Raw genomic sequence first — 17,008 nt, 5'->3', positions numbered from 1 at the left:
CCGAATACCGACGACGTGTGGCCACGTCCGGTGAAGAGATCCGTGAGAACGGGATCAGGATCGGCGCGGAGTTACTTTCCGCAGCAGCGACAACAGAGTTCGCGCGCCAGAGGCAGCCGTGATCCCAACGCGGCGGTCACGTATGTGACGCGCGGAGTGGAGGTAGGGCCGACCGACATGGGGTCGAACTTATAACCAGAACGAACCTGTGTCCAGTTGCGCGGCAGGCCAGGGGGTCGGTGCCACCCTCCAGCAGCTCGAGGGCATGATGGTTTCGTGAACTTGCGCTGCGTCGTCCTGGCCGATGAACCTTCGCTGGAGGAGGCCATGTGGGCGATGCCGAGTTCGTGGCCCGAGTTCATGCTCCACGACCCGATCGGCAACGGCTACTACGCGGCGCTCGACCTGTTCGCCGAGCACGTGCTCGTCTGCTTCGACGAGACCGGCGATGTCGTCGCCAAGGCGTTCTCAGTGCCCTTCCACCTCGACGGTGGTGATCTCCCGGCCGACGGCTGGGATGGGGTGGTCCGCCGCGGCCTGGCGGGCCGGCTGCCCGGCGGCCGTGAGCCGAACGCCGTCTCCGCTGTCGAGATCGCGGTCCGGCCGGACATGCAGGGCCACGGCCTCTCCTCCCAGGTGCTGGCAGCGCTGCGCGACAACGCCCGCCGCCTCGGGTACGCCGAGCTGGTGGCACCGGTACGGCCCAGCGGCAAGACCGACCCGCACCAGCCGATGACCGAGCACGCCGCGGCCGTACGCGCCGACGGACTGCCCGCCGACCCGTGGCTACGGGTGCACGTGCGCGCCGGAGGCAGGATCGACCAAGTGGCGTCGCGCTCGATGGTGATCCCAGGGACGCTCGAGGAGTGGCGTGCCTGGACGGGCCTCGCCTTCGACCGGACCTGCCCGGTGGAGGTGCCGGGCGCGCTCACGCCCGTCTACTGCGACGTCGAGAACGGCACGGCGGTCTACGTCGAGCCGAACGTCTGGGTGCGGCACCGCACGGGTGCCTGAGCGGTCGGTTCAGGTCGTTGCCGAGGCGGCGTCCCCGTCCGGGGACCCTGCGGGGTGCACAACATTACGATCGGAGCCATGACCATCTCCCCCGATTCCCGCATCGCCGTCGTCACCGGAGCATCGTCCGGCATCGGCGAGGCCACCGCCCGCACCCTCGCCGCCCAGGGGTTCCACGTCGTGGTCGGAGCACGCCGACTCGACCGGCTCGAGCGACTCGCCGACGAAATCGGTGGCACCGCACTCGAACTGGACGTCACCGACGAGGATTCCGTCGATGCCTTCACGACCGTCATTCCCCGTGTCGACGTCCTGATCAACAACGCGGGCGGCGCGAAGGGACTCGCGACGGTCGCCGAAGCCGACGAGGACGACTGGCGCTGGATGTGGGAGACCAACGTCCTCGGCACGCTGCGGGTCACCAAGGCGCTCATCCCCAAGCTCATCGCCTCCGGCGACGGGCTCATCGTCACCATCACCTCGGTTGCGGCGCTGGAGGCGTACGACAACGGCTCGGGGTACACCACCGCGAAACACGCCCAGGCCGTACTGCACCGGACGCTGCGCGGCGAACTGCTCGGCTTGCCCGTGCGCCTGACCGAGATCGCGCCCGGCGCCGTCGAGACGGAGTTCTCCTTGGTGCGCTTCGAGGGCGACCAGGAGCGTGCCGACAAGGTGTACGAGGGGATCACCCCCCTCGTCGCTCAGGACATCGCCGAGATCATCGGCTTCGTGGCGTCACGGCCGTCGCACGTCAATCTCGATCAGATCGTCGTCAAGCCACGTGACCAGGCGAGCGCAGGACGTTTTCACCGCACCACGGAGTAGTCCGGCGGACCGAGTCCGCTTCAGATCTCACAGCCGACGGTGACGGGTTCGGGGTGCAGGCGCACTCCGAACACGTCCTCGACGCGATCCCGGATCTGCCGCGCGAGCGCTAGGAGATCCGCGGTCGTCGCGTCACCCCGATTGGTCAGTGCGAGAGTGTGTTTCGTGGACAAGCTCGCGGGCGCCTCCGGCCCGGGAAATCCCTTCGCGAATCCCGCGCGCTCGATGAGCCACGCCGCCGACAGCTTCGTGCCCCCGTCCGCGGGGTACTGCGGAATACGAACGTCCGGTCCGACGCGAGAAGCGATTGCCTCGAGCACTCCGCCGAGGCGCTCGTCCGGCACGACCGGATTGGTGAAGAACGACCCGGCACTCCACGTGTCGTGGTCGGCCGGATCGAGCACCATGCCCTTGCCGCGCCGCAACCCCAGCACGTGGTCGCGGACCTGTGCCGTGGGTCTGCGTTCACCTTGCTCCGCGCCGAGCGCGACCGAGAGTTCGCGGTACCCGAGCGGTGCACTCATCCCGTCGGCGCGCACATCGAGTTCGATTTCCAGGACGACGGCGTGGTCCGAGTGCTTGAGAATGCTCGTCCGGTAGCCGAGTCCCAGAGCGGCGGGCTCGACCCACCCGGTCTCACCCGTGCGACGGTCGAGCAGCCGCACCCGACGCAGGAGCGACCCGACCTCCACGCCGTAGGCACCGACGTTCTGCACCGGTGTCGCACCGGCGGATCCGGGAATCCCCGACAGGCACTCGAGCCCGCCCACTCCGGCGGTCACGGCCGCCTCGACCACGGCGTCCCATACAGCCCCGGCCTCCGCGCGCACCACCGACTCGGTCACGGTGATCTCGCCGGTCGCGATGCGCACCACGACACCGTCGAAGCCGTCGTCACCGATCACCAGGTTGGAGCCGCCGGCAAGCAGCAGAACAGGCACCTTCTGCTCGTCGAGGAGGCGGATCACCTCCACCAGCACGTCGGTGGAGGTGCATTCGACGAGGTATTCTGCGGGCCCTCCGAGACGCAGCGTCGTCAGGGTGGACAGCGGTACATGTTCGGAAATCACGGCCCCCGCGTCGGCGAGCCGTGCCCTGAGTCGTGGATCGAGCACCTGCAAACGGTAGCGTGCCCCGCATGGGCAGCCCTATCGACCACTCTGTGACCTACTCGTTCTCGCCGGCAGCGGTGCACGCGGCGTTCGTCGACCCGCAGTACTGGCACACCCGATTGACGGAGGTGGGCGGGCCCGGCGCAGCAGTGGAGTCGGTCGAGACCGGCGACGGCACCATCGACCTCACGCTGCAGCAGGCCATTCCGGCCGAACAACTGCCGAGCGTCGTGACGAGCATCCGGCCGGGCGACCTCGTGATCCACCGCCAGGAGTCGTGGGGTCCGCTCACCGGTGACCGCGCGCAGGGCACGTTCTCCGCACGGGTCGACGGCATGCCCGGACACGTGGAGGGCACCTTCACCCTCCAGGGCGACGGCAACGAGTCGATGGTCGTGATCGAGGGCCGGGTCGAGGTGAAGATCCCTTTCCTGGGCTCCAAGATCGAAGGTCTCATCGTCGACGAACTCGTCGGCCTGTTCACCGCGGAACAGACCTTCACCGCGTCGTGGCTCGAAGGCGACCGCTCTGCCTGACGGTCCGACCACGATTTCGTCGTAGCCTGGGCCGGGCGGTACCCTGACCTGCCGTGTCCCGGCGTATCGACTACTCTGCCCGCTTCCCGTATCCACCGGAGCGGGTCTACGGGGCGCTCGCCGACCGCGACCACTGGGAAGCGCGCACCCGCGAGATGCGCAAATACTCCGAGAATCACGTCGAGGAATTCACGGTTTCCGAGAGCGGCATCCACGTCGTGCTGCACCATGTCATCCCGCGTGCCGACCTTCCCGATCTTGCCCGGACCGTCATGAAAAAAGACATGGTGATCACCCGGACGGAAAGCTACGGCCCGTTCGGCGAGCGCTCTTCGGGACGCTACGAAGCGTCCGTGCCGGCCGGCCCCGGGCGGCTGACCGGCACGATGGACCTCTTCGGTCACGAGGACGGGACCACCCTGCGCACCACGTCCGAAGCAAAAGTCCATCTGCCGCTCGTCGGCGGAAAACTCGAAGACCTGATCTTGACCAATCTCGTCGAGGTGTTCGCCGTCGAAGCGGCGATCACCACCGACTGGCTCGGCCGGCAGTAGCCCGGGGGTGCGCGAACAGCGCCCGGTCGGTGTCGTCACTCGCGGCACCACCGGGATCAACAGATTGCGGCGCAGCGACCGCTGGGCGATGCACGACCCCACCGTTGTGGGCGCGCTCGCGGAGGCAGCCCATCCCCTGGTGGTCGATCTGGGTTACGGCGCGATGCCGGTCACCACGCTGGAGTTCGCGGCCCGTCTCCGGACGGTGCGCCCCGATGTGCGCATGGTGGGCCTCGAAATCGATCCCGACCGGGTGGTACCGGGGCGCGACGGGGTGGAGTTCGCGCGTGGCGGGTTCGAACTCGCGGGACTACGCCCGAACCTCGTGCGCGCATTCAACGTGCTTCGGCAGTATCCGGAAGATGCGGTGGATTCGGCCTGGGCACAGTTACGAGCCGGACTTGCCCCCGGCGGGCTGCTCATCGACGGAACCTGCGACGAGCTCGGCCGCCGTTGCGCGTGGGTCCTGCTCGACGAGGACGGTCCGCTCTCGCTGACCCTGGCATGGAGTCCCTTCCATGTGTCCACGCCGTCGGATGTCGCCGAACGACTCCCGAAGGCCTTGATTCACCGGAACATCCAGGGTGAAGGCATCCACGAGTTGTTGCAGGCAGCGGATCGGGCATGGGCCACGGCCGCTCCGTACGCATCCTTCGGTCCTCGGGTTCGGTGGCGCGCGACGCTCGAGCATCTCCGCGAGCAAGGGGTGCCGGTGCAGGCGCAGCGCCGTCGCATGCGCGATTGTGTGCTGTCGGTGCCGTGGAGTGTCGTCGCCCCCGCGATGGCCCCGGTGTAAGCGAGACTGCTGCCGGTCAGCCGGCGGACAGCAATGCGAGTGCGATGCGATCGGCCACGGTGGCGGGCTCCCCTGCGACCGCGGCGTGCAGTTCGTCGGAGTCGACACGCCCGAGTGTGATCGCGTCTCCCACGAGTTCGTCGAGCACCTCCTGCGACACTCCGCCGGCCGCGAGGTCCACAGCGGTCCGCGCGGGCGTCGTGACACGGAAACATCCGACGACTTCGCAGTCCCGGTCCGACAGCACCCGATGGTGCAGCGCCAGCCGGTTGCTCGGGACCGTGCGCTGATCCAGCGTGGACAGGTGCAGGAAGCGCGGCTGCAGGTGCCCCATGCCGTGCAGGTCGGCGGCGCTCTGGTGTGAGACGACCGCGGCGCCTTCGTACCAGGCACACCACCGTGCGAATTCGTCGAACTTCGTCTGCGGACTGTCGCTCATCCGAAACAGGTCGGTGTCGATCCGGATCCACAGACCCGCTTCGATGCGGGGCCGGAAGCCGTCGGTACCGATACCGTTCCCGGTAGCCTGACGCGCGGTGAAATACCCGGCCTGAGCCACGGCGAGCTGCCGCAACAGGCTGTCGGGATCGACCTGCCCGGATGCGCCGCTCTCTGAATCCGCCCACCCTGTCATGGCCGCCAGCCTACCGAACTCCTGTGGTGTAGCTCACAGATTCGGGCCAACGAGTGTGCGTGTGCTCATAGCTTCCTCAGACTTGTGCTGAACAATCTCGACCATGACGCAAAGGAACCGCACCCGACTCGTCACGATCGCCGTCGTTCTCGTCGCCGCCCTCGTCGCGGTACTCGTGGGCGCCGAGGTCTACGTCCGCAATCGCGCCACGACCTGCCTGGCTCAGTCGTTCGAGAGTGAACTCGGTACCGGTGTGGATGTGGACCTGAGCTGGAAACCTGTCCTGTTGCAGCTCGTCGACAAGCAGGTTCCGTCCGTCACCCTCGACAGCGACGACACCGCGTTCGGCCCCGCCGAGGAGATGCAGGTGCACGCGGTCGTCCGGAACGTGGACCTGCGAGACTCCGCGGAGGGTGCCGGCACCATCGGAAGCTCCAGCGCCGAGGTCACCTGGCCCACCAGCGGCATCCTCGCGACCGTGCAAGCGCAGTCGGTGGGCGGACTGGTCAGCGATGTCACCGCCGATCCCGCCGCCGGGACGCTGACGTTCGTCGTCGGCGGGGACGGTCTCGCCGAATTCACGGTGCGGCCCACCGTGACCGACGGAGCGGTCGCCGTCCAGACGGTCGACGCCTCGGTTCTCGGCTTCGGGTTGCCGACCTCGCTCGTGGACGGGATCGTGGAGATCCTGACCTCGGGGCTGCAGCAGTACCCGCTCGGGATGAAGGCGACCGCCGTGTCCGTCACCGACGCCGGCGTCGAACTCACCCTCGAGGGCGGCAGTTACGTGCTCCCGGAGAACCCGGAAGGAGCACAGCAGCAGCAGGACCAGGGTTCGTGCGGCGTGCTCGTGTGACAGGCGGTCAGTCGGGCAAGCCGTCGAGGACGGCCCGGCTCCCCGAAAGCCCCAGGCGCGTCGCGCCCGCTTCGATCATGCGGACGGCGGCGTCCGCCGTGCGGATTCCGCCGCTCGCCTTGATACCGAGACGGCCACCGACCGTCTCCGCCATCAGCCGCACAGCATGCTCGGTGGCACCACCGGCGGGGTGGAAACCCGTCGAGGTCTTCACGAAGTTCGCCCCGGCATTCGCGGCCGCGCGGCACACCTCGACGATCGCCTCGTCCGACAACGCAGCGGATTCGATGATCACCTTGAGCACTGGATCGAACCCGATCGCCTCACGCACGGTGAGAATGTCCGCGAGAACCGCGTTGTAGTCCCCTGCCACAGCCGCGCCGATGTCGATCACCATGTCGACCTCGCGGGCCCCTTCCTCCACCGCGAGCCGGGCTTCCGCCCCTTTGATCAGCGAGTGGTGCTTGCCCGAGGGGAAACCGGCGACGGTCGCGATCACCAGGCCCTCGGCACGGAGCGGAAGCATCGAGGGCGACACGCACACCGCGTACACGCCGAGTTCCCGGGCTTCGTCGACGAGGGCGCGCACCGCCTGCGACGACGCCTCCGGAGCCAGCAGGGTGTGGTCGATCATCGCGGCGACCCGCGAGCGGGTGAGCGTGGTGTCGGACATGACGCCAGCTTTCCACACCGCAAAAGAGGTTGCCGGTCACGCGCGGTGCGGCCAGACTTGCGGGGTGATCATTCGCCGGGAACTGCCGTCGGACTCGGGTGCTGTGTACGAGGTTCATCGCCGGGCCTTCGCCGCCGTCACCCCGCCCGGCCTCGTCCCGGTCGAGCCCGGCCTCGTCGACACCCTCCGCGCCGGGCCCCACTGGCTGCCCCCGTTCTCACTGGTGTGCGAGCACGCGACGAACGGCATCGTCGGTCACGTCTGTGCGACCCGCGGCGATGTCGGCGGGTATCCGGCCCTCGCGCTGGGGCCGATCGGGGTACTCCCCGACATGGCAAGGTTCGGGATCGGTTCGGCTCTGATGCACGCTGTGCTCGGTGCTGCCGACGCGCTCGACGAGTCGATCGTCGTGTTGCTCGGCCACCTCGACTACTACCCGCGGTTCGGGTTCGTGCCCGCGGCGGATCTCGGGATCACCCCCGACGTTCCGGAATGGGCGTCGCACCTGCAGGCGCGCCCGCTCACCGGCTACCGGCCGGAGATGACGGGCGAGTTCCGGTATCCGTCCGCGTTCTACGAACTCGGCGGGGCAGGGTCGTGAACACCGAGGAGAATCGTCCACCCGATACCGGGGCGAACCACCCGGATGGCAGCGGAGTCGCCGAGACCGCGCGCACGTTCGATGCCGCGAGCACCGACTTCGAGATACTCACGCCCACCTTGTGGGGACCGGCCGGCCAGGCGCTCGTCTTCCAGCTCGGAGTCGGTGCCGGGGACACCGTCCTCGACGCCTGTTGCGGCGCCGGCGCGTCGGCTGTTCCCGCCGCGATGGCGGTCGGGCCCACCGGGCGGGTACACGGTGTCGACCTCTCCGACGACCTGCTCGAGCGCGGCCGCCTGGTCGCCGAGACCCGCGCCCTGACCAACATCGATTTCGTGTGCGCCGACGTCACCCTGTGGGAAGCGCCCTCCGACGTACCGGAAGCCGGTTACGACGCCCTCGCGATCTCCTACGGAGTGTTCTTCCTCCCGGATATGGACGCCGCGTTCTCACGGCTCGTGGGCCTGGTTCGGCCCGGTGGACGCGTGGGGGTCACGGTATGGCGGGCGGACGCGATGAGCGACCTGCGGGACGCGGTCTTCGAGGTCGCCGCCCGGCACTCCCCCGAGTTCGCCGAGCGCGCGCCGCAATACGACCGCTCACCGCTGCGCCGCATCGACACCTCGACCGCACTCGAGACGTGGCTCGCCGCCGCCGGTACCCACTCGGTCGAGGTCCGGACGTTGTCCAACCTGATCCCGGCGACCGAGGACCTGTGCTGGGCGCTCGTCGCGGGCACCGGATGGCGGATGGCATTGTCCGGATTGGATGCGGGGCAGGTGGACTCGGTGAAGCAGGACCTGGCCGAGACGATCACCGCGCGGGGTATACACACCGTCGACGCCACTACTCTCGTCGGCACCGCGACCGTCCGGCGCCCTCCGCCGCCGATGTGAGGCCGAAGGACCCCGTCCGCGGAAAACGGATTCGGGGCACCTGAGAGAATCGGATCCATGACGCTTGCTTCCTCGACCGACAACCGCCGCTACGTCCTGACCTTGGGCTGCCCGGACACAACCGGGATCGTCGCCCGGATTTCGACCTTCCTCGCGGACGTCGGCGGTTCGATCATGGAAGCGGCGTACCACGCCGACCAGGACAGTGGCTGGTTCTTCACACGCCAGGCTGTGCGCGCCTCGTCGATCCCGTTCTCGATCGAGGAACTGCGCGCCCAATTCGCCGCGGTCGCCGAGGCCATCGGCCCGGAAACCGAATGGACACTCTCGGACACCGGCAAGCGCAAGCGTGTCGTGCTTCTCGTCAGCAAGGAAGCGCACTGTCTGCACGACATCCTGGGCAGGGTCGCGGCCGGCGAACTCGAAGCCGATGTGTGCGCGGTCATCGGGAATCATCCGGAACTCGAGTCCGTCGCGCGACGGCACGGCATCGATTTCCATTACGTGTCGTTCCCGAAGGACCCCGCCGAGCGGGGACCGGCGTTCGAACAGGTACGCAAACTCGTCGACGCCCACGATCCGCACGCGGTGGTGCTCGCTCGCTTCATGCAGGTGCTGCCGCAGTCGCTGTGCGAGCACTGGGCGGGTCGCGCGATCAACATCCACCACAGCTTTCTTCCGTCGTTCATCGGCGCTCGCCCGTACCACCAGGCGTTCACTCGCGGCGTGAAGCTGATCGGGGCGACCTGCCACTACGTGACCGCCGAACTCGACGCCGGGCCGATCATCGAGCAGGACGTCATCCGGGTCAGCCACAGCGACAGCGTCAACGACATGGTGCGCCAGGGCCGCGACGTCGAGAAGCTCGTGCTCGCCCGCGGATTGCGCTGGCACCTCGAGGATCGAGTTCTGGTGCACGACAGCAAGACCGTGGTCTTCAGCTGATTCCGGCCGTCCCGGCGCTCGCTTCCGCCCCTCGGCGCCGGCCGCTCAGCCGACGAGCGCCTGCGCCTTCCCCACGAGATGCAGCAGTTCGTCGTTGACGCGGTCGATCGCCTCGACCGAACTCATGTGGCCCACACCGTCGAGCACGACCAGCCGCTCGAGGTTGCCTGCTTCTTCGAGTACGGCGGCGAGTCGCCGGGCATGGACGGGCGGGGTGAGGCGATCGGCGGTGCCCACGAGGACGGTGGTCGGCACCGTGAGGTTCTGCAGGCCCTCGTGGATGTCGAGTGCACTGAGTGCGTGTCCCCAGCCGCCGCGGGTGCGCGGCGGGCAGCCGAGCACGATCTGCTGGCAGAAGGCCACTTCCGCGCCGCTCGCGTTCGGCGACAGCGCGATGTAGCGCAGCGCCCGGGTGGTCACGGACGATTCGACGAGCGGAACGGTCGCACCCATCACGCGCCGGGCGACCGGCACGGGCACCTTGGGAAAGCGCTGGGGTAGCGGCACGATCGCCGAATCCGCGACGAGATTGTCGGTGCCGGTGCTTGCCAGCAGTACACCGGCGACGCGACGGTCGACCTGGTCGGGATACTTCTCGGCCCACGCGATGATGCTCATGCCGCCCATGCTGTGGCCCGCGAGAATCGCTGTGCGCCCGGCCGGCACGGTGGCGTCGAGCACCGAGTTGAGGTCGTCGGCGAGCACGTCCGCTCCGAGAGGCCGTGCGCCCGCGTCGCTGTTGCCGTGGCCTCGCTGATCGTAGACAACCACCCGGTAGTTCTCCGCGAACGCGTTGATCTGCGGAGTCCAGTACGCCGCGTTGCACGTCCAGCCGTGGCAGAAGACCAGGGTCTGCGCCTCGGGATCCCCGTAGGCCAGTACATTCAGGCGTGCCCCGTCGTCGGTCTGGACCTCGATCGTGTCCGGCTCGAGGGACGGGGGCGAGAGAAGCGCGTGCGGCGAGACGTCTTCCGCGCGGACGACGGTGCGTCGCCGCCGCCGTGAGGCGGCCGCCCCTGCCGCGACTCCGACGGCGAGTGCCACTCCGGCTGCAATCGGCCACGTCGTACGGGACGGCTTCTTCACTGATCGTTCTCCTGTTGTGTTGTCGTGCGGGTGCGGTGGTGTACCGGGCGCCAGAGGGCCGGGCCTCAGAGGACTGTGTCTCAGAGGACTGTGTCTCAGAGGACGTGGGCCTTGCGCAGCAGAAGTGTCGACGGGCCGCCGACCAAGCCCACCTCGTCGAGGAACTCGATCGTGCGGCGGGTCCCGAGCCGCAGCCTGTCCTGGTAGTGGGTGTTCGCCCGCGCTGCGGCTTTCGCCTCGGCGACGTCCAGTCCTGCTGCGGCGTACACGCGGTCGTTCACCAGGCTGGTGACGACGAAGTAGGCGCTCACACCGAGATGGAGACGGATCCACGCGCGCTCGAGCCGTGTGGCACGCCCCGCTCGGCGCCGTGTCTCCTCGCGGGCGTAACGGATGTGCCGTGACTCCTCGACGACGTGGATGTGGCTGACCGTGCGGGTGAGTGGCTGAACCCGTTCGTCCCGCATGAAGTCGCGCTGCATCATGTCGAGGATTTCCTCGGCGAACAGGGTGCCACCGTAGGCGAGGGCGCCGTTGGCCACCGCTTTGAAGATGCGCCCGCCTTCCCGGATCCAGCGCTTGGGCCGGTACGAGGGCACGCCGAACCGCTGTGCCGACCGCGCGAACATCACGGAGTGCCGGCATTCGTCGGCGATCTCGGTGAGCCCGAACTGGACGTACGGCGTCGACGGGTCGCGGCGGTAGAGATCGCGTACGAGCATCTGCATGAGGATCATCTCGAACCAGATGCCCGTACCGGCGATGCTCGCCGCTTCGTGGTTGGTGAGGGTGATGCGCTGTTCCTCGGTCATGCGTTCCCACAGGTCGGTGCCGTAGAGGCTGCACCATTCGGGGGTCATGCCGTATCTGCCCTCGAGCATGGGGGCGTCCCAGTCGATCTCGAGCGCCGGATCGTAGGACAGTCGCGCGGACGACTCGAGAAGCCGCTGCGCGGTCTCCTGCCGTTCGGCGTCGTGCGTGTTGTCGCTCGTCGCGGCAGCGGCGTGGGTGTCGCGTGCTCGGTTCGTGCGGGTGAGAGTCATGGCCGACCGCCTCGTCTCGGAGATTTACCCGTTACTCGAAGTGTCATTATCTGGATCACACTTGTCAAGGCACGAGCGGTCCTGAGCGACCGGGAAGCGGTGACCGAGCGGGCTACCAGCGGCGGCGCTGAACCTCTTCGACGCGCGGCCGTACATCCACGAGGTACACGCACACCGCGACGACCGCGATGATGCCGAGCAGGCCGACAGCGCCGAACAGGATCAGCACCAGCAATGCTGCGACCAGGATGCCGAGCCATACGGGCTTGGTGAGCTTGTCGACGGCGGGAAATGCTTCCTTGGGCTGGCGAACAGCATGGAAGAGCGCGAACCCGGCTCCCGCGATCGCGATGACCTGCAGTACGAGGATGATCAAACCGGCGAGAGAATCGACATTCGTCACTCCCCCAGTCTACGAGAACCGGCTCCCGCGCGGTGAGGCGCGGGAGCCGGTCGGAACGGGCCGGCCGTCAGGAGCCGCTGGACTTGCGCGGCGCGGCCTTCTTGGCGGGCGTCTTGCCTGCGGGACGAGCAGGAGCCTTGGCCGCCGGCTTCGCCGGAGCCTTCGCGGCCGGCTGTGCCGGGGCCTTCGCGGCCGGCTGCGTGGGAGCCTTCGCGGCCGGCTTTGCCGGAGCCTTCTTCGCGGGCGTCGTGGTGACGGGCGTTACCGGCTCGGGCGCCACCGCATCCTCGACCGACTCGGTGATCTCATCGGCGGTCTTGCCCACTTCGGACTTCGCCGAGTCGACGCGGTTCGCGGCGTCGGATCCGGCCTCTCGCGCCTGATCTCCGAGTTCGAGCACCCGGAGCGCGGCTTCGTCACCGGCGTCGGAGATGGCTTCGCCGACGCCTTCGCTGGTGTCGGAGATCCGGCCGGCCGCCAGACCCGCGAGCTTGGCAGCCTGTTCGCCGACCGCACGCGTCTGGCGCGCCACTGTTCCCAGCGTTTCTTCGGTGAGCTCGACGGCATCTCCGAACGCTGCCTCGGCCCGCTCGAGACCTTCTTCGACGGCGGGTTGCTTGCGGAGGCGCTCGATGGTCTGCTCGCCACGCTCCGCGAGAGCGGTGTAGAGGTCGGACGCCACCTTGAGGTACGCCTCGGCCACGCTGCGCAGCTCGTCGGCGGTGAATCGCTCTCGCAGCTCTGCGATGTCTTCGGGGAGTTCGGAGGGCAGACCCGCGAGGCGTTCCCGGAGGGACTCGACGGTCTCGGTCAGGTCGGCCGGAAGGGTGTTGAGCTTCTCGCGCGCGGTCCCGACGCGGTCGTTCACGTCGACCTGTGCGTTTTCGGCGCGCTCGCGAACCTGCGCGACGACGTCGGCCACCGCGTGCACGACGGCATCGCCTGCGCCGACGGCCGCGAAGAGTGAGGTACGGATTGCTGCGTTCGGATCGGTCATGTCAGTTCTCCTCGTCGAAGTCTGTCTGGTGCCGGATGTCGCTCCCGGCTTCTGGTGCCGTCTCGGTGAGAGCCGCCTGGTTCTCACGGCAGAACGAGTCGTAGATGTCGAACAGAACTTGCCGCTGCCGCTCGGTCAGGAGCGGATCTCCCAGAAGCGCATCCCGAAAGGCACTCTGGGGCCGGTCTTCGAGAATTCCGGCCCGCACGTAGAGCACCTCGGCCGACAACCGGAGCCCCTTCGCGATCTGCGCGAGCACTTCGGCCGAAGGCTTGCGCAAGCCACGCTCGATCTGACTCAGGTACGGGTTGCTGACGCCGGCCAGCTTCGACAGCTGCCGAAGCGAAACCTGCGCTCCTTCTCGCTGCGCCCGTATGAAGCTTCCGATGTCCTGCGCAGCAGAATTCACCACGCGTGCCGCAATATCCCCCGGCCCGGCGCTGCTTCCGTCCGCGACACCGTCGCCGGTGTCGGGGCGGTCGCTCGGGCTCACTGCACTGCTCGCACTCTTGCCGGTGCCCGGGTGGGGGTCGTCTCGACTGTCATCGGTGGACACGACTCTCACGGTACGCACGGGTGCTAGCTGTAGCAAGCACTCTGCTAGCAAGTGACCGGGATCACGCGAACAGCAGCTCCGAGATCGTGTAGATGGCGAGACCCGCCAAGGAACCGACCACGGTGCCGTTGATGCGGATGAACTGCAGGTCCCGGCCCACCGCGAGTTCGATCTTGCGACTCGCTTCTTCCGCGTCCCACCGCTCGACGGTCTCGCGGATCACCGAGGTGATCTCGTCGGCGTAGTTGGACGCGACGAAGCGCACCGCGTCGAGCAACCAGCCGTCGACCTTCGTGCGCAACTCGTGATCCTCCCGCAGCCGGACACCGAGAGCCATGACGTTCTCGGCAACCTTCGTGCGCAGCGTGCTGTTCGGATCGTCGACCGAATCGAGAATCATCCGCTTCGCGGTACGCCACGTAGCCCCCGCCAGCTGGGTCACTTCGTCGCGGCCCATGATCTCGGCCTTGACCTTTTCGGCTTTGGCGATCGTCGCCGGGTCGCTCTGCAGATCACGTGCGTAGTCGGCGAGGAACTTGTTGACCGCCAGGCGCACTTCGTGGTCCGGGTTGGATCGGACCTTCCATGTGAACTCCACGAGTTCACGGTGGATCCTCTCTCCGAGCAGCAGGTCGACGAACTTCGGCGACCACGACGGGGAATCCCGGCTGATGACCCGGTCGATTGTTTCCTGGCTGCCCATAGCCCACTGGTGTGCGCGTTCGGCCAGCATCTCCACCAGGGGCAGATGCCGATTTTCTTCGACGAGTTCGGAGAGCACGCGCCCGAGCGGCGGTCCCCATTCCGGTTCCGCGATCCGCTTGACGATCGTGTTGTCGATGATCTGCTGGATGTCGTCCTCGCGCAGCACACCGACCACTCCACGCAGGACCGTGGAGGTTTCCTTCGCGACGCGCTCCGCGTGCGCCGGTTCGGCCATCCATGTCCCGACACGCAGGGGAATCTGCGCCGATTCGACTTTCGCCGAGACCACCTCGGGCGCCAGGAAATTGGTGCCGACGAACGAACTCAGGCTCGCGCCGAGCTGATCCTTCTTCTTCTTGATGATCGCGGTGTGCGGGACGGGAATGCGCATCGGATGCCGGAACAGCGCGGTGACGGCGAACCAGTCGGCGAGCGCGCCGACCATCCCGGCCTCCGACGCGGCGCGCACATACCCCACCCACGGACCCGCCCCGCGGGTCTCCTGCCATCGACAGAACAGGTAGATGACGGCAGCCACGACCAGGAACCCGGTTGCGACCGTCTTCATCCGGCGGAGGTCGCGGCGTTTGACGTCATCATCGATATTCATGAACTGCACCCCTCGATTGTGCCCAAGTTCTGCCCTGCGGGCGCGAATGCGCGACGCATGACCGGTGCGGGCGAGGCGCTCACCGTAGACTGAGCCGACGATCGAACCGAACGGATGTGCCGCACAGTGTCAAGCAACCTGCCCCAGACGCCTTCGTCCTCCCGCACCACCGAGGACCTACCGACGAAGCAGGACGGCCGTAAACGCCGGTGGCACGAACACAAGATCGCCCGGCGCGAGGAGCTCGTGGACGGCACCATCAACGCCATCCGGGCGCGCGGGCACGACATCGGCATGGACGAGATCGCGACCGAGATCGGTGTCTCCAAAACCGTTCTGTACCGGTACTTCACCGACAAGAACGACCTGACGAGCGCGACGATGATGCGGTACGTCGAGACGATTCTCGCCCCGCGCATCTATGCCGCTGTCGCCGAGGATCTCGACGAATACGCACTGACCCGAGTGGCGATCTCGGCGTACGTCGAAACGGTCGGCACCGATCCCGAGGTCTACCTGTACGTCATGTCGAACAGTTCGTCTGCGAGCCGTGACGTGGTCGCCGACTCCGAACGGATGATCGCCGAACTGGTGGCGACCGTCCTCGGTGAGCGGCTTCGTCTGCTCGAAATGGACTCGGGCGGGTCGGTGCCCTGGGCGTACGGCATCGTCGGTTCGATCCAGCTCGCCACGCACTGGTGGATTTCGAACAAATCGATGACAGCCGAGGACCTGATCGACTACCTCACGATGATGGTGTGGGGCGGCATCACGGGAATTGCCGCAGTGGCGGGTTCGCCGAAGCGGTTCAAATCCCAGCCCCATCCGCTGCTGCCCGAGGATCCGGCGCGCTGAACGGACATCCCCCGAACCGCTTTACTGTTACCAAGAGTTGCACGTATAGTCCGGGGCATGTCAGAGCCTGATACCGACCACGACGACGCCGCCGGCTACCGAGGGCCCGCCGACGTCGTGGTGGCCGACGAGCGTGCGACGATCGACGTGCAACTGTCGGGCCGCTTCGATCCCCTGCTCGGCCGCCATGTGTGGCGCGGCAGGCTACGACGCCTCGCGGAGTCGCTCCCGCCCGGAACCGAACTCCGTCCCGGAACCGAGGTGACCATCACGGTGCCCGGATCCGACGGGCCGGCAGTCGCCCGCATCACCGAAACGGACCTGTGGGGCAGTCACATGGTCGACGGCATCTCCAGGCCGCCCTACGGAGACCATCCCGCCTGATGCCCCGCCGTATGGCAGGCTCGTCGCATGGGAACGAAAAACGAAGCGCCCTGGCACACTCCGGTGGTCAAGGCGTTGCGAGCAGGTCCCGGAACCCGCGTCGCCGAACTCGACACGAACAGCACACCGGGATTCGACGGTGACAAGGCCCTCGGGGAACGCCTCCTCGAGGAACGCGGCGCGGTCCTGTCCGACCTGCAAGGAAAGCTGTTCGCCAACGGACGCAGCGGAGACCCCCGGTCGGTGCTGCTGATCCTGCAGGGGATGGACACCGCAGGCAAAGGCGGCATGGTGCGCCACGTCATCGGCCACGTCGATCCCCAGGGAGTCGACCACACCGCGTTCGGAGTCCCCACCCCCGAAGAGAAGCGCCACCATTTCCTGTGGCGCATCAACAAAGCCCTTCCCCGAGGTGGCCAGCTCGGCGTGTTCGACCGGTCGCATTACGAAGACGTACTCGTCGCACGGGTGCGATCCCTCGTTCCCGAGAATGTCTGGCGCAGGCGGTACGACGAGATCAACCAGTTCGAGCGGGAGATCACCGACACCGGAACCACCATCGTGAAGGTGGCCTTGTTCGTCTCGCTCGACGAGCAGAAGAAGCGGCTCACGGAACGGCTCGAGCGACCCGACAAGTACTGGAAATACGACCCGTCGGACGTGACCGAACGAGCCGTCTGGCCGCAGTACCAAGAGGCCTACCAGGACATGCTCGACAAGACGAACACCGACCTCGCGCCGTGGTACGTCATTCCGTGCGACCGCAAGTGGTACAGCCGTATTGCCGTCACAGAGTTGCTGATCGACGCGTTCGAGCGGCTCGACCTGGACTGGCCCGAACCGACATTCGATATCGAGGTCGAGAAACGGCGACTCGCGGAGGCCTGACCGGCCACCGCGAGTTGTGATTGCACGTCAGAAGCT

General features: G+C 67.5%; 21 protein-coding genes. 12 read left to right on the top strand and 9 right to left on the bottom strand.

Annotated elements, in window-relative coordinates; genetic code table 11:
• Positions 1-276: 276 nt before the first annotated feature.
• Positions 277-1,014 (top strand): N-acetyltransferase, encoded by a 738-nt coding sequence (locus HF877_RS01710; protein WP_169619375.1) that lies wholly within the window; start codon positions 277-279, stop codon positions 1,012-1,014.
• A 78-nt stretch (positions 1,015-1,092) separates the two neighbouring features.
• Positions 1,093-1,842 (top strand): SDR family NAD(P)-dependent oxidoreductase, encoded by a 750-nt coding sequence (locus tag HF877_RS01705; RefSeq protein WP_169619372.1) that lies wholly within the window; start codon positions 1,093-1,095, stop codon positions 1,840-1,842.
• 20 nt (positions 1,843-1,862) lie between these two features.
• Here HF877_RS01705 and HF877_RS01700 read toward each other — a convergent pair whose 3' ends face one another.
• A complete protein-coding gene (locus tag HF877_RS01700) occupies positions 1,863-2,909 on the bottom strand; it encodes a UDP-N-acetylmuramate dehydrogenase (RefSeq protein ID WP_169619611.1) in 1,047 nt (348 codons plus the stop codon).
• Between the two features lie 71 nt (positions 2,910-2,980).
• Here HF877_RS01700 and HF877_RS01695 point away from each other — a divergent pair, with 71 nt between their 5' ends.
• The 3 genes from HF877_RS01695 to HF877_RS01685 are packed head-to-tail and all read left to right on the top strand — an operon-like array spanning position 2,981 to position 4,840.
• Positions 2,981-3,490 carry a DUF2505 domain-containing protein gene (locus HF877_RS01695; protein WP_169619370.1) on the top strand — a complete coding sequence of 170 codons (510 nt, stop codon included), beginning with the start codon at positions 2,981-2,983 and terminating at the stop codon, positions 3,488-3,490.
• Positions 3,491-3,543: 53 nt separating this feature from the next.
• Complete coding sequence (locus HF877_RS01690) at positions 3,544-4,044, top strand: DUF2505 domain-containing protein (RefSeq protein ID WP_169619368.1); 501 nt, start codon at positions 3,544-3,546, stop codon at positions 4,042-4,044.
• Positions 4,045-4,051: 7 nt separating this feature from the next.
• Positions 4,052-4,840, top strand: a complete 789-nt coding sequence (locus HF877_RS01685) for a class I SAM-dependent methyltransferase (protein WP_169619366.1) — start codon at positions 4,052-4,054, stop codon at positions 4,838-4,840.
• Between the two features lie 16 nt (positions 4,841-4,856).
• Here HF877_RS01685 and HF877_RS01680 read toward each other — a convergent pair whose 3' ends face one another.
• Positions 4,857-5,474, bottom strand: coding sequence for a type IV toxin-antitoxin system AbiEi family antitoxin (locus HF877_RS01680; protein ID WP_169619364.1), 618 nt, complete (start codon positions 5,472-5,474; stop codon positions 4,857-4,859).
• Between the two features lie 103 nt (positions 5,475-5,577).
• Here HF877_RS01680 and HF877_RS01675 point away from each other — a divergent pair, with 103 nt between their 5' ends.
• Complete coding sequence (locus HF877_RS01675; RefSeq protein WP_169619362.1) at positions 5,578-6,330, top strand: DUF2993 domain-containing protein; 753 nt, start codon at positions 5,578-5,580, stop codon at positions 6,328-6,330.
• A 7-nt stretch (positions 6,331-6,337) separates the two neighbouring features.
• Here the strand turns inward: HF877_RS01675 and deoC are convergent, their stop codons facing one another.
• Positions 6,338-7,003 carry a deoxyribose-phosphate aldolase gene (deoC, locus tag HF877_RS01670; RefSeq protein ID WP_169619360.1) on the bottom strand — a complete coding sequence of 222 codons (666 nt, stop codon included), beginning with the start codon at positions 7,001-7,003 and terminating at the stop codon, positions 6,338-6,340.
• A gap of 64 nt (positions 7,004-7,067) precedes the next feature.
• Here deoC and HF877_RS01665 point away from each other — a divergent pair, with 64 nt between their 5' ends.
• The 3 genes from HF877_RS01665 (at position 7,068) to purU (ending at position 9,445) form a co-directional block, all read left to right on the top strand.
• A complete protein-coding gene (locus HF877_RS01665) occupies positions 7,068-7,604 on the top strand; it encodes an N-acetyltransferase (protein ID WP_169619610.1) in 537 nt (178 codons plus the stop codon).
• A 104-nt stretch (positions 7,605-7,708) separates the two neighbouring features.
• Entirely contained in the window at positions 7,709-8,500 is a 792-nt protein-coding gene (locus tag HF877_RS01660) for a class I SAM-dependent methyltransferase (protein WP_296549650.1), read from the top strand.
• 57 nt (positions 8,501-8,557) lie between these two features.
• Positions 8,558-9,445 (top strand): formyltetrahydrofolate deformylase, encoded by an 888-nt coding sequence (gene purU / locus HF877_RS01655; RefSeq protein ID WP_169619356.1) that lies wholly within the window; start codon positions 8,558-8,560, stop codon positions 9,443-9,445.
• 45 nt (positions 9,446-9,490) lie between these two features.
• On the opposite strand, the gene HF877_RS01650 is transcribed toward purU, so the two are convergent.
• The 6 genes from HF877_RS01650 to HF877_RS01625 form a co-directional block, all read right to left on the bottom strand.
• Positions 9,491-10,531, bottom strand: a complete 1,041-nt coding sequence (locus HF877_RS01650; protein ID WP_169619354.1) for an alpha/beta hydrolase — start codon at positions 10,529-10,531, stop codon at positions 9,491-9,493.
• Between the two features lie 95 nt (positions 10,532-10,626).
• Positions 10,627-11,574 (bottom strand): diiron oxygenase, encoded by a 948-nt coding sequence (locus HF877_RS01645; protein WP_169619352.1) that lies wholly within the window; start codon positions 11,572-11,574, stop codon positions 10,627-10,629.
• A gap of 112 nt (positions 11,575-11,686) precedes the next feature.
• Positions 11,687-11,977, bottom strand: a complete 291-nt coding sequence (locus HF877_RS01640; RefSeq protein WP_169619351.1) for a DUF2516 family protein — start codon at positions 11,975-11,977, stop codon at positions 11,687-11,689.
• Between the two features lie 67 nt (positions 11,978-12,044).
• A complete protein-coding gene (locus HF877_RS01635; protein WP_169619349.1) occupies positions 12,045-12,974 on the bottom strand; it encodes a heparin-binding hemagglutinin in 930 nt (309 codons plus the stop codon).
• Between the two features lies 1 nt (position 12,975).
• On the bottom strand, positions 12,976-13,398 hold the full coding sequence (locus HF877_RS01630; RefSeq protein ID WP_346765044.1) for a helix-turn-helix transcriptional regulator: 423 nt from the start codon (positions 13,396-13,398) through the stop codon (positions 12,976-12,978).
• 193 nt (positions 13,399-13,591) lie between these two features.
• Positions 13,592-14,845: a DUF445 family protein gene (locus HF877_RS01625; protein ID WP_206036429.1), complete on the bottom strand. Its 1,254-nt coding sequence runs from the start codon at positions 14,843-14,845 to the stop codon at positions 13,592-13,594.
• A gap of 114 nt (positions 14,846-14,959) precedes the next feature.
• On the opposite strand from HF877_RS01625, the gene HF877_RS01620 reads away from it, so the two are divergent.
• Genes HF877_RS01620 through HF877_RS01610 form a run of 3 tightly spaced genes read left to right on the top strand, consistent with a single transcriptional unit; the run spans position 14,960 to position 16,972 of the window.
• A complete protein-coding gene (locus HF877_RS01620; RefSeq protein ID WP_169619345.1) occupies positions 14,960-15,700 on the top strand; it encodes a TetR/AcrR family transcriptional regulator in 741 nt (246 codons plus the stop codon).
• Between the two features lie 57 nt (positions 15,701-15,757).
• Complete coding sequence (locus tag HF877_RS01615) at positions 15,758-16,084, top strand: DUF4873 domain-containing protein (RefSeq protein ID WP_169619343.1); 327 nt, start codon at positions 15,758-15,760, stop codon at positions 16,082-16,084.
• A gap of 27 nt (positions 16,085-16,111) precedes the next feature.
• Positions 16,112-16,972, top strand: coding sequence for a polyphosphate kinase 2 family protein (locus tag HF877_RS01610; protein WP_169619341.1), 861 nt, complete (start codon positions 16,112-16,114; stop codon positions 16,970-16,972).
• Positions 16,973-17,008 lie beyond the last annotated feature (36 nt).

This window comes from Rhodococcus sp. BL-253-APC-6A1W (assembly GCF_012843405.1).
In the GTDB taxonomy this organism is placed as follows: Bacteria; Actinomycetota; Actinomycetes; order Mycobacteriales; family Mycobacteriaceae; genus Rhodococcus.
The sequence above is the reverse complement of the archived record's forward strand: the minus strand, read 5'-3'. Positions and strand labels throughout refer to the sequence as shown.